The organism is Weissella paramesenteroides, from assembly GCF_051903945.1.
In the GTDB taxonomy this organism is placed as follows: Bacteria; Bacillota; Bacilli; order Lactobacillales; family Lactobacillaceae; genus Weissella; species Weissella paramesenteroides_A.
Map to the genome: position 1 here is coordinate 1,815,826 of NZ_CP192268.1, position 13,184 is coordinate 1,829,009.

General features: G+C 39.2%; 11 protein-coding genes. 1 reads left to right on the plus strand and 10 read right to left on the minus strand.

From position 1 onward, the window contains the following. Positions 1-6 precede the first annotated feature (6 nt). The 7 genes from ACQ4QH_RS08990 to ACQ4QH_RS09020 all read right to left on the minus strand — a co-directional run bounded on the left by ACQ4QH_RS08990 (position 7) and on the right by ACQ4QH_RS09020 (position 6,552). Positions 7-738 carry an amino acid ABC transporter ATP-binding protein gene (locus ACQ4QH_RS08990; RefSeq protein WP_439818583.1) on the minus strand — a complete coding sequence of 244 codons (732 nt, stop codon included), beginning with the start codon at positions 736-738 and terminating at the stop codon, positions 7-9. Between the two features lie 164 nt (positions 739-902). Then, on the minus strand, positions 903-1,166 hold the full coding sequence (locus tag ACQ4QH_RS08995; protein WP_439818584.1) for a hypothetical protein: 264 nt from the start codon (positions 1,164-1,166) through the stop codon (positions 903-905). A 13-nt stretch (positions 1,167-1,179) separates the two neighbouring features. Next, positions 1,180-1,413, minus strand: a complete 234-nt coding sequence (locus ACQ4QH_RS09000; RefSeq protein ID WP_439818585.1) for a hypothetical protein — start codon at positions 1,411-1,413, stop codon at positions 1,180-1,182. Between the two features lie 265 nt (positions 1,414-1,678). Then, positions 1,679-2,527 (minus strand): aldo/keto reductase, encoded by an 849-nt coding sequence (locus ACQ4QH_RS09005; RefSeq protein ID WP_436582327.1) that lies wholly within the window; start codon positions 2,525-2,527, stop codon positions 1,679-1,681. 231 nt (positions 2,528-2,758) lie between these two features. Then, positions 2,759-4,186 carry an L-arabinose isomerase gene (gene araA, locus ACQ4QH_RS09010; RefSeq protein ID WP_439818586.1) on the minus strand — a complete coding sequence of 476 codons (1,428 nt, stop codon included), beginning with the start codon at positions 4,184-4,186 and terminating at the stop codon, positions 2,759-2,761. A 35-nt stretch (positions 4,187-4,221) separates the two neighbouring features. Continuing rightward, positions 4,222-4,926, minus strand: coding sequence for an L-ribulose-5-phosphate 4-epimerase (locus tag ACQ4QH_RS09015; RefSeq protein ID WP_002828076.1), 705 nt, complete (start codon positions 4,924-4,926; stop codon positions 4,222-4,224). 6 nt (positions 4,927-4,932) lie between these two features. After that, complete coding sequence (locus ACQ4QH_RS09020; RefSeq protein ID WP_439818587.1) at positions 4,933-6,552, minus strand: xylulokinase; 1,620 nt, start codon at positions 6,550-6,552, stop codon at positions 4,933-4,935. 344 nt (positions 6,553-6,896) lie between these two features. On the opposite strand from ACQ4QH_RS09020, the gene ACQ4QH_RS09025 reads away from it, so the two are divergent. Next, positions 6,897-7,997 carry a GntR family transcriptional regulator gene (locus tag ACQ4QH_RS09025; protein ID WP_439818588.1) on the plus strand — a complete coding sequence of 367 codons (1,101 nt, stop codon included), beginning with the start codon at positions 6,897-6,899 and terminating at the stop codon, positions 7,995-7,997. A 134-nt stretch (positions 7,998-8,131) separates the two neighbouring features. Here the strand turns inward: ACQ4QH_RS09025 and ACQ4QH_RS09030 are convergent, their stop codons facing one another. The 3 genes from ACQ4QH_RS09030 to ACQ4QH_RS09040 all read right to left on the minus strand — a co-directional run bounded on the left by ACQ4QH_RS09030 (position 8,132) and on the right by ACQ4QH_RS09040 (position 13,181). Continuing rightward, positions 8,132-9,493 (minus strand): MATE family efflux transporter, encoded by a 1,362-nt coding sequence (locus ACQ4QH_RS09030; protein WP_439818589.1) that lies wholly within the window; start codon positions 9,491-9,493, stop codon positions 8,132-8,134. Positions 9,494-9,761: 268 nt separating this feature from the next. Then, a complete protein-coding gene (locus ACQ4QH_RS09035; protein ID WP_439818590.1) occupies positions 9,762-11,132 on the minus strand; it encodes a sugar porter family MFS transporter in 1,371 nt (456 codons plus the stop codon). A 417-nt stretch (positions 11,133-11,549) separates the two neighbouring features. After that, on the minus strand, positions 11,550-13,181 hold the full coding sequence (locus ACQ4QH_RS09040) for an ABC-F family ATP-binding cassette domain-containing protein (protein ID WP_439818591.1): 1,632 nt from the start codon (positions 13,179-13,181) through the stop codon (positions 11,550-11,552). Positions 13,182-13,184: the final 3 nt, after the last annotated feature.

The following is a 13,184-nucleotide window of genomic DNA, read 5'->3' on the forward strand; positions in this document are numbered from 1 at the left end:
CCTCTCTTACAACATCTTTGCTAAGAAATTTTGCGCACGTTCTGAATTAGGATTTTCAAAAAAGCCTGCTGGATCATCATACGCTGTCATTTCGCCATCACTCATAAACCAAATTTTTGAAGCAACTTCACGGGCAAAGCCCATCTCGTGAGTAACCACTAACATAGTCATCCCTTCGTTTGCCAACTCACGCATGGTCTTCAACACTTCGCCAACCATTTCTGGATCCAAGGCAGAAGTTGGTTCATCAAATAACATAATTTTAGGATTCATCGCCAATGCACGAGCAATGGCCACACGTTGTTGTTGGCCACCAGACAAAGATGCTGGATAAACATCAACCTTTTCAGCCACACCAACTTTTTCTAAAAATTTTTGCGCTGTTGCCGTTGCTTCACTGTCAGAGATTCCTTTTACCTTAGTCAAAGCAATTTTCACATTCTCCAAAACCGTCATATTTGGAAATAAATTAAAACTCTGGAAAACCATCCCCAAATCTTGACGAATCTTATCTAATCCTGACTCAGTAGCTTTGGTAATATCTTGATCATCAAAAATCACCGCCCCCGAAGTAGGGTGTTCTAACATATTTAATTCACGCAGTAAGGTCGACTTACCAGTACCAGAAGGACCTAGGATTGCAATCACATCCCCTTCTTCAACTTGGGCATCGATTGACTCCAACACTGTGTTTTTACCATATTCTTTGTGTAAATTTTTAATCTCTAGAATTGCCATATTGCTACTCCCGTTCTTGTTGATGAATAAATATTAACAGTAAATGAGAATTTATGCAATAAAAACCCAATAAATTACTTAAAAAACTTTAATTTATACAAAAATAGCGAATATATGCAAAACGTTATGCACATATTCACTATATATTGTATAAAATTTAATTTTCAAATCATTTTTTGAGACTCATCGAAAATAATTTTTTTAGTTGTTGCTACCAACGTTGCCATATAAGGACGACCCAATGTCATTGATTCACCCTTATTATTCAACAAAAATTCAAAATCAGCCAATTTCAACATTGCTTGATAAACTGAATCACGATCTAGCATCGCAGCTGGATGCTTAATTTTGATTACTGATAATTTTTTAGTTGTGTCTGTTGCTTGTTGTCCCGGCGCCAAAAATGATAATTCTAGTACTTGATTCATATTGCGTGCCTCCTTAATTACTAGTGGTAGCTGGACTAAATAAATGCGCCTTTGTATCAACAGTTGTTATTGTCTCAATGGCAACCTCTGCACCAAGTTGTAACATCAACTGTGCTAACTGGGTTAATTCATTAACTGTCGTCCCTGGCTTCACGTAAAATTGACGGCTTGTACCAACACCTTCATTTGTTTTACCAACAATCTTTACCTTCAACATATTTTCAGCTAACCGCTTCTTATCTACCATATATTTCACCCTCGTTTCTTTCGCTTTTCGAACGGCCATTCGATCATCAGCTAAGTGCTGACACCTATACTAACGAAATAAGTCGGACAAAATGTCACATTTTTAGCACAAAAAAGTTGGGACAAAATAAAATGTCCCAACTTCTTCTAACTAAAAATACATAAATTGTGAGTGTGTCAGTTTGATAGCGCAAATCGCATGTCACACTAGCTTCAAAGCAACTGTTGTCTCGCTCTCTCCTTATGTGTACCTTGCTATAAACTAATTAATGGTGTGGATACTGACGACCACGTTCGTAGACTTGTTCAGGCTCTTGGCTAATCCGTGTAAAATTATTTAGCGCATCAATTGCCGCAACCTCCTCCACCGTTAGTGAGAAGTCATAAATATCTGCATTTTCAATAATTCGTTGTGGATGAACAGATTTTGGAATAATGCTAGTGCCGTGTGCCAAATGCCAGCGAAGAACTACTTGCGCTGGTGATTTACCATATTTATCTGCAATCGCACCAATGGTTGGTTCAGCCAATACTGAGCCACGCCCCAAAGGTGCCCAAGCTTGTGTCACAATATTATTTTCTTGCAAGAAATTGCGTAACTCAGGTTGAACAAGATGTGGATGATTTTCAATTTGATTCACCACTGGCATTTCATTAGCCTGGGTTGCTAAATATTGTAAATGAATCATACCAAAATTTGATGTCCCCAATGATTTGACAAGTCCTTCAGCTTGCAAACGCTCAAATGCACGCCAAGTGTCAAAAAATTGCTCATGTAGTGGCCAATGCACCATTAATAAATCTACATAATCCATCTGTAGATCCTTTAAGGACTGTTCAACAGATGCTAATGTTTGATCATATCCTTGATTAGCCTCAGCCACCTTGGTTGTCACAAAATAATCTTCACGAGGTACACCTAATTCACGTAAACTGTGACCAACTTCAGCTTCATTTTTATACATTTGTGCAGTATCAAATAAACGATAACCAGCTTCCCATGATGCTTTAATGACTTCTGTTAGGTTATCTTGATCAGTTACTTTATATAATCCTAATCCTTGCTGTGGCATCTGATAGCCATCTGCTAATTGCAACTTTGTTGTAATATCCATCTTATGATTTTTACCCCTTTTGACTGAAGTTTAGCATACCGTTAATCTCAGTTTCCTCATTAGCATCATAACAGATAACATAAAAAGTCAGCAATAATATGTTTTTAGAGCATATCATTACTGACAATTTACATGAGAGATTTTATTTTATATTGTTAACTTTTATATGAGATTTTAGGTTTTATTTTTTGATTTTATTATATAGGTTAGAAATTTTAAATTAATGAATGATTAATCTTTGATATCAACGTATGTCAAACCAAACATCTTTGACAAATCTGACAATTGTTCTGAATCGATATCAAATGATAATACAGTGTGGTGTCCACCACCAAGTGTCAACCAACCAACTGAACCATCACGCAAACCTTGCTTTGGTGTCCACAATTGCTTAGCAACTGGTAGCAATGGCATTTCTGCTTCAGGCTTGTTACCACGTACATCATATGACATCAACTTGAACTCATCACCATAATCTGCAAGGGTTGCGTCAATCGCGTCACCTTCCATACCAGTGAATACCAAACGTGCAGGATCAGCCTTGTCACCGATATCCAATGGGTGAACCTCAACACGTGGCTTGTCTGAAGCGATTGTTGGGTCAACTTCAAGCATGTGTGATCCAAGGATAGCTTCATGTCCCTTACGCAAATCAAGCGTGTAGTCTTCCATGAAGACAGTGTGCTTGTTGTGTGACATGATCTTCATCAAACGATCCAAAGCGGCTGTCTTCCAGTCACCTTCACCAGCAAATCCATAACCTTCAGCCATCAACAATTGTGATGCCAAACCTGGCAATTGTTCTAGACCGTACAAATCTTCGAAGTTATCAGTGAAGGCTGTGTAACCACGCTCGTCCATGAAGTGCTTCAAACCAAAGTACTCACGAATTTGATACTTCACACTGTGCTCAAACTTTTCTGGTGAGTTGTCACCAACAACAAAGTCATAAACTTTTTGTAGTTCTTCATACTTTGCATCGATGTCTTCCTCGTTAACATTGTTAACGGCTTCAACCAAATCACCCATTGCCCAGTAATCAACACGCCAACCAAACTTGATTTGTGCTTCAATCTTGTCACCATCAGTAACGGCAACATTACGCATCTTGTCCGCAAATGAAGCAACCTTGATCTTGAATGATTCGTTGTATGCAACAGCAACATCCATCCACTTACCAATCTTAGTTTGAACATCTTCATCAGCCCAGTGACCATAAACAATCTTGTTGTTTAATTGCAAACGAGCATTGATAAATGCGTATTCACGATCACCGTGAGCTGATTGGTTTGCATTCATGTAGTCAAAGTCGATGTCATCATATGGCAATTCTTCTAGGTATTGTGTTGCGAAGTGTAGCAAAGGCTTTTGTAGCAATTGCGTACCACGGATCCAGTTCTTTGCTGGAGAGAATGTGTGCATCCAAGTAATGACTCCGGCAACAGAATCATCATAGTTAGCTTCCTTCATAACACCAGCAATATTCTCTGAAGTTGTTGCAACCAACTTAAACTCTACTGGGTAAGGCAAGTTTCCTGACTCGTTCAACTTGTCAACGATATCCTTAGCGTCAGCTTCAACTTTGTCTAATACTTCTGGACCATAAAGGAATTGTGATCCTGTGATAAACCAAAACTTGTAATTCTCTGTGTTAAACATGTTCTATTTCCCCCTGAAATATATAATAACAACGACTAGTCCTTAGACTTTTGACCATAATACGCATTTGCACCATGCTTACGCAAATAATGCTTGTCCAACAACGTCTGTGAAACATGGATGTTGTGTGGGTTTAACATAATTGTGTGGTAAGCCATCTTAGCTGACTCTTCCAACACAACTGCGTTATATACTGCCTTATCAGCAGATGGTCCCCACGTGAATGGTCCATGATCTTGTGCCAAAACTGCCGGCACAGCCATTGGATCAATACCACGCTTCTTAAACGTTTCAACAATAACATTACCTGTTTCAAGCTCGTATTCACCATTGATTTCCTCATCGGTCATCTGGCGAGCTACTGGCACATCACCGTAGAACGTATCTGCATGTGTTGTACCAGCAGCTGGCAAGTCAATCCCAGCTTGGGCAAATGATACTGCCCATGGTGAGTGCGTATGCACGATCCCACCAATTTCTGGGAATGCCTTGTACAAAACGCGGTGCGTTTCTGTATCACTTGATGGGTTAAGGTCACCCTCGACAACCTTACCATCAAGGTCAACAACAACCATATCTTCTGGCTTTAATTCATCATATGGTACCCCTGAAGGTTTAATGACAAACAAGCCACTTTCACGATCAATTTCAGAAACGTTTCCCCAAGTAAATTTAATCAAGCCATGCTCTGGCAAGGCCATGTTAGCATCATAAACACGTTGCTTAACGTCTTCTAACATTATTAATTAATCCTCCTTAGATGTCTCAACTGGCATTTTATCAATTGCCTCTTGTTCAATTGAAAGACCAGCTTTATATTGATCCATAAACTTACCAAATCCAGCTACATCTTCTGGGTCTGGCTCAATCGTCGTGCTTTCTTGAGACTGGAATACTTCATCTTCTAGGTAATCAGCAAGCGATTGACCATCCTTGTGGCTGACAACGAATTGTGACAAAACTGCCATTCCCCAAGGACCACCCTCACCAGCATTCTTCATTAAGGTTACGGGTGTATCCATAACACCAGCTAAAATCTTCTGGGCAACAACTGGTGTTGTAAAGATACCACCTTGAGCAACAACTGAGTCCATGGCGACCTCTTCCTTTGCCAAGACATCCAAACCAATCTTCATAGCACCGAAGGCACTATACAAATGCATACGCATTAAGTTGGCTAGCGTGAACTTAGCATTCGGTGTGCGGACAAACAATGGACGACCTTCGTCCATGCCAGTAATGTTCTCACCTGAGTGATAACCGTAGCTTAACAAGCCACCAGCATCTGGATCTGACTTCAAAACACTGTTGAACAATGCGCTGAAGATTTCGCCACCAGTAACAGTTGCCCCAATAGCAGCCGCAAATTCAGTAAAGACACGCGCCCATGAATTGATTTCTGATGTACTGTTATTAATGTGAACCATGGCAACTGGTGATCCATCAGGTGTCGTCACCATGTCAATATTTTCGTTAACTTGAGATAGTTCTTTTTCCAAGACAACCATGGCAAATGCTGAAGTACCTGCGGATACATTCGCAGTACGCTTCTTGACTGAGTTCGTTGATACCATTCCTGTACCAGCATCCCCTTCAGGAGCTGCAGCAACGGCACCACTCTGCAAATTACCAGAAGGATCAAGCAACTTCGCACCAGCTTCAGTCAATTGACCAGCTTCTTCACCAGCTAACTTGATTGTTGGCAAGATATCTCGTAACTGCCACAAATATTGTTGCACTGATTTGTATGAATTGAACTTATCCATCATTGATTGGTTATAATCATGAGTCTCTTCATCGATTGGGAAGATTCCTGAGGCATCACCAATACCGATGACTTTTTCACCAGTCAACTGCCAGTGAACATAACCAGCCAAAGTTGTTAAGAAACTAATCTCCTTAACGTGTGTCTCTTGATTCAAAATCGCTTGATACAAATGAGCAATACTCCAACGCTGTGGAATATTGAAGTCAAATAATTTCGTCAATTCTGAGGCTGCTTCACCAGTAATTGCATTACGCCATGTACGAAACGGTACCAATGATTTATCATTCTTATCAAATACCAAGTACCCGTGCATCATCGCTGCAATTCCAAATGATGACAACTTCGTTACTTGAACATCATATTCATCCGCAACAACTTCTGTTAAATTCTTATATGCGCTTTGTAATCCTGACCAGACATCTTCCAAAGAATATGTCCAAATACCATTTTCAAGCTTGTTCTCCCAATTATGACTACCAACTGCGATAACTGATGAATCAGATGCAACTAGCACTGCCTTAATACGAGTAGAACCAAACTCAACACCCAAGGCTGTTTGCCCTGTAGTAATTTGTTCTTGAATCTGTTCTTTATTCATTAATCTGTTCCCTTCAAATGAGAATCAAAGTTATTTTTTGTAACCGTTTACAAGTATTATGATAAAACATTTGTGCGGACAAATCAAGCAAAAAGATGAAAATTTGTACGCATAATTCCATACATCTTTTAAAAACATGATAATACCGCTATTTATAGCAAATAATTTTTTATTCTTTTGCTCAACAATTCACCATAATTAGGTGTCTGTTTGATCACAGGTTATGCTTCATTGCTAAATATCACCATAAACGACGCAATATCCATAAGAAATAACTTTTTAACCATGTGATTTTTTTGTATAATAAAATTATTATTACGTTTTAGAAATGGAGCTATCAAAACATGGACACGAAATACGACATTGTCAAGAAAGGGCTCCGCAATGATATTATTTCTGGCAAGTTTGCGATTGGTGATAAATTACCAACCGAGGCAAACTTAACTGAACAATACAATGTGAGCCGTTATACTGTAAGACGCGCCACAGCGGGATTAGAACAAGAACATTACTTATACCGTATCCAAGGGGATGGGATGTATGTCAATGATTGGAAGAAAATTCCAGCTGCAAAAACTGAGAATAAAGTCATTGGTGTCATTACAACGCATTTAGCTGACTACATTTTCCCAGAAATTATTAGTGGTATTGACCAAATAATTTCTGATGCTGGTTATGCTTTATTTATCAGTAATACCCATAATACGTTCGATCGCGAACGACGCAGCCTATTAAGAATTATTGAAACAGGGATCAGTGGCTTAATCATTGAACCAACCATGTCTGCATTACCCAACCCCAATCAAGATTTGTATGACCAAATCAAACAGTTACATATACCAACCGTCTTTATTAATTCTAAATACGAAAGTTCAGACTTTAATTACCTAGAAGTCAATGATGTTGATTCTGAAGCACAACTAGTCCGCCACCTAATCGCGCAGGGTCATAAAAGAATTCTGGGTGTATTTAAAGTTGATGATATTCAAGGGGCTCATCGTATGCAGGGGTTTTACAAAGCCTTTCAAACGCAGCCAGATTATGCACTAGATAGTAATATCATCATGTACCAATCTGATGATGAAGAAAATAATGCCCTCATCTTGAATAAAATTGAGAGCTACTTAGAATCACCACATCGGCCAACAGCTTTAGCTTTATATAATGATTCGTTAGCCATTCAAGCCATTGACTTGGTTAAATCATTGGGATTCAGAATCCCTGAAGATGTTGCTATCGTAGGTTTTGACGACTATAGTTTGTCAACATACATGACGCCTAGTTTGACAACCAACCGGCACCCCAAACGAAAGATGGGCCGAGATGCCGCACAAATTCTTCTTGATCTTATCGATGGACAACCTGGGCACGACGTCATTTATGAACCCGATATGATCGTTCGTAACTCGTCAGCAACGCCATTAAGTTCAGATGATAAAGACTAAAAGAGAGCGAGACAAAAGTTGTTTTTAAGCCGGAGTGTAACGTGATTATGCTATCAAGCTTTCATGCTGATAATTAAGATATTTTTAGCAAAAAGAAGTTGGAACAAATGCTTTTGTTCCAACTTCTTTTTACTTTAATTTAATTTTTCTTCCACCACTGCCGGTTTAATTAATTGACGTAATCGCTTAACCATTCGCAACCATGCTGGTACCAAGAACAATAATGAACCTAACCAAGCCAATGGATTAGCCAAACTAGCTCCAAAGAATCCTAACCAACCAACTAAAGCAAATGCAGTGATTGTTCGCATAACCATTTCACCCATCCCCGCAAATGTTGGTGTTCGCACGTCGCCAAGTCCTTGCAAGGTGTACCGTAAAACAAATAAGGTACTCAAAATAAAATAGAATGGCCCATTTGCCCAGAAAAACTCTTGCGCCAAATCCATCACTTCATGTTGTCCAGAGCCTACGAACAACGTCACTAAAATGCGACCAAAAATAACTTCAATTGCGCCTAAAACAAAACTCATACTAATCGACATTTTCAAGGAGCTCTTGACACCCTCTAAAATACGATCATACTTACCGGCACCAAAATTTTGGGCGGTATACGTTGCCATTGCCACACCAACTGACATCAATAATTGGGTACTAATTTGATCGACCTTCGAAGCTGCGGTATTTGCAGCTACCGCGTCGGTTCCCAAGGTATTAACAGCCGTTGCCAACGTGACTGACCCGATGGCAATAATAGATTGCTGAAAGCCCATTGGTAATCCAGCCATCATGTGTTGACGTAAATCACCTTTTTTTAACTTAAAGTCAGACCAGCTCAAACGTAAGGTATCTGTGTACCGGGTGATGTGCCAATGTGAAATAACCACGGTCACAAATTGTGCAAATACAGTTGCCGTTGCTGCTCCCTCAACACCCCAATGGAATTTAAGAATCAACAATAACTCTAATGACACATTTACGATCATCCCAATAATTAAATAATATAATGGTGCTTTACTATCACCAACGGCTCGTAAAGCATTGGAAATAACATTATATCCCATTGTCATAACCGTTCCGGCTAGAATAATGCCGATGAATAACTTGGCTTCCCCATAAATAGCTGCTGGCATTTGCATTGCATGCATCAAATTATCAATGAACACTAGACTAACTACAGTTAGGACAAGTGACATAATTAATGCAGCCACAATACTGGCTGCATATGATTCACGAACACCACGAACATTCTGGGCACCATACCGCTGTGCTGTAATAATTGCCATTCCTGAACTAAATCCTTGCACAAAACCCATAACTAAAAATTGAATACTACCTGTTGCCCCTACTGCTGCCAATGAATTAACGCCCAAGGTCTGCCCAACAATCAACGTGTCCGAGATATTATATAATTGTTGAACCATGTTCCCAAGCATTAGGGGAATGGCAAACATTAGAATGACCTTTGCCGGCTTACCACTTGTGAGATCTTGCATGCTTACCGCTCCTTAACTTACCAAATATGTATTAAAATTAAGTATAGAATAGCTTTTATTCGTTTGTCTATTGATAAGTTTGTTTATGGTAATTAATTTAATAAACAAGAAGGCGAGCGAGACAAAAGTTGGTTTGAAGCCGGTGCAACACGTTTATGCTATAAAACTGACATGCGTATCATTCAGATATTTTCAGCAAAAAAGAAGTTGGAACAAACAATGTTCCAACTTCTTTTTTTGATTATTATTAGTTAGCTAATCAATTTGATTACTTAGCTTCCTTTTCGGCACCGAACTTTTCGATTTCCTCAAGTGAGTGACCACGTGTTTCTGGTACACGGAACATAACGAACGCAACGGCAACCAAGCAGATAACACCGAAGATAGCAAACACTGCTTCTTGTGACATTGATGCCGTCATAATTGGGAAGATCAAGGCAACCACGAATGAACCAACCCAGTTCATAGATGAAGCCAAACCTGATGCGCGACCACGAATAGCTAGTGGGAATACCTCACCAACTAGAACCCAAGTCAATGGGGCCCAAGTGAAGGCATAGAAAGCAACGAAGATACTTAGGAAGACAACGATCATCATTGGATTTGTATCCATAAATGAGTTGATAACTGCTGGCAAGATGAATGATAGACCCATGACTGTACCACCCATCATCAACAAACCACGACGGTTAAACTTTTCAGCAATTGCCATGTATAGCAAAGCACCTAGAACCAAGATAACACCTTGGATGATTGGCCATAGCAAAGCGTCTGAAGCGGCTTGACCAGAAGCCTTCTCAACAATCAATGGAATGTAGTAGAAGATTGCGTTAGCACCCATGAATTGTTGGAAGAATGCAACCATAACACCAGCGATAACTAGGTAACGATAGCGACCTTCTAGCAATGAACCCCATGATGTTGACTTTTCAGCTTTTTGCTCGATACGAGCAGTTTCATTAATGGCATTAATCTCGCCATCAATTTCTTCTGGACGGCGAATCCAAGTTAACACTTTATGAGCTTCTTCAACACGACCAGTTTTGATCAAGAAACGAGGTGATTCTGGCAAACGCAAGACACCTAAGAACAAAATCAAAGCAGGAACAGCAGCCAAAGCAAGCATCAAACGCCAAGCAATATGCTCAGGAAGCCCCTTTAGCAAAAAGTCAACGACATATGAAATCAACATTCCAGACACGATCATCAATTGGTTAATTCCTGAAAGACTTCCACGCTTCTCAGCTGGTGCCATTTCAGACATGTATGCTGGTACCAAAGCAGAAGCAGCACCAACTGCAATTCCCAAAAGAACACGGGTGAAGATCAAGTATGCAACACCATTATGAGGTGAAACACCGGCTAGCAAAGCACCAACCATGAACAACAATGCTGAATACAAAACCATCTTACGACGACCTAAACGATCAGATAGTTGACCAGCAATCGCACCACCAAATACAGCTCCTAACATCAATGATGATGTAATCCAACCAGTGACACCTCCACCAGATAGATTCCAGTCACTTTGCAAGAATGGTAATGCACCGGTCATAACACCAATGTCGTATCCGAATAAGATACCTCCAAAGGCTCCGAAGAAGTAAATAAATTTACTTGAAATTTTCTTCTCAGACATGAACTAATCCCTCCAAAATCATGTTTTCAACATGATCCTAAACTTAAAAATTTTAAATTGAAAACGATTACGAGTTCCCCAAAACAAAGTTCAAAAATAAATACCTGCAATGATTTAAATCTAATTGAAACCTTGCGAAAATTTGTAACCGTTTTCATCAACAACATTATTATACATGTTGTGCGGACAAATTAAAAGACTTTTGTTTAAAACATACAAATTTGCGTACAAATTTCTAATGCAAACGCTCACAAATGACTATCAAATCACGGTTTTAGTCAATTAACAAATCAAATATTAAATTTTTCTAAATACATGCCATTTGCACAAAAAAATCCTACGTACAAATCTGTCAACAGACTTATACGTAGGATTTAATAATGAAAGGTTGGAAAAAATAAAGCGTTCCAATCTTTTTTACAATGAAATATTTTTTGCAGCTAATTGTTTTTGGACTTCTGGATGATTCATGAACTCATCATAAGTTGTTTCAGCACGATCAATCACACCTTGATCAGAAACAACGATCACATGATCAGCAATAGTTTGGGCAAACGTGTGGTCATGTGAGGTGAAAATCAAACCACCCTTGAAATTAATTAGACCATCATTCAATGATGTAATTGATTCCAAATCCAAATGGTTAGTAGGATCATCAAGAATAAGTACATTAGCTTTTGTCAACATAAGCTTTGACAACATCACGCGAACTTTTTCTCCTCCTGAAAGGACATCCAATGTCTTCTCTGCATCCTCACCCTTAAAGAGCATACGACCTAGCAAACCACGTAAGAAAGTATTATCACTTTCTTCCTTAGATGCAAAATCACGTAGGTAGTCTAAGATTGGGCGTTCAGGGTTTGGGAAATTAGTTCCCATATCCTTAGCTAAATAGTCTTGGCTTGTTGTCACACCCCAAGTTACATGACCAGAATCAGGTTTTACCTTACCAGCAATAATATCTAAAATCATGGTTGCAGCAACATCGTTTTCAGCCATAACTAAGGCTTTTTCATTTGGATTAACTGTGAATGAAATGTTATCCAAAACTTTCACCCCATCCACACTTTTAGAGACACCTTCAACACGCAACATATCATTACCAATTTCACGTAAGGTTTCAAAATTGATATATGGGTATTTACGTGATGATGGTTGAATGTCATCAAGCGTAATCTTATCTAATTGCTTTTTACGTGAAGTTGCTTGTTTTGACTTTGAAGCATTGGCTGAGAAGCGTGCAATAAAGTCTTGTAATTCCTTAATCTGTTCCTCTTTCTTAGCATTTGCTTGTGATTGCAAACGTTGAGCAAGCTCTGATGACTGCTTCCAGAAATCATAGTTACCTACAAATAGTTTGATTTTACCGAAATCAACATCAAGAATCATTGTTGCAACGGCATTTAAGAAGTGACGATCGTGGGAAACAACGAGCACTGTGTTTTGATAATCCGCTAAGAAATCTTCTAACCAAGCAATTGTCTTCGTATCCAAACCATTAGTTGGCTCATCCAAAATCAAAATATCAGGATTACCAAAGAGCGCTTGAGCCAACAATACCTTAACTTTAGTAACTTCGGGCAAATCTGACATCAATGTTTGATGTTGGCTTTCAGGAACACCAATACTTTGCAAAAGTTGTGTCGCTTCTGTTTCGGCTGTCCAACCATCTAGCTCTTCAAAGCGAGCCGACAGTTCACCCACACGAATACCATCTTCGTCGGTGAATGGATCATGCAAATAGATTGCATCCATTTCAGTTTTGACATCATATAATTCTTTATGACCTTGCATAACAGTATCTAGCACTGTAAATGCATCAAACGCAAAATGGTCTTGCACCAATGATGACATGCGCTCATTTGGATCCATTGAGACATTACCAGTTGTTGGTTGTAGTTTTCCCTCCAACACCTTCAAAAAAGTTGACTTTCCAGCACCATTGGCGCCAATAATGCCGTAGGTGTTACCGGGTGTAAACTTTAAGTTAACATCGTCATATAATTTTTTCCCAGTGAATGAAACTGAAACATTCGAAACGGTTAGCATATT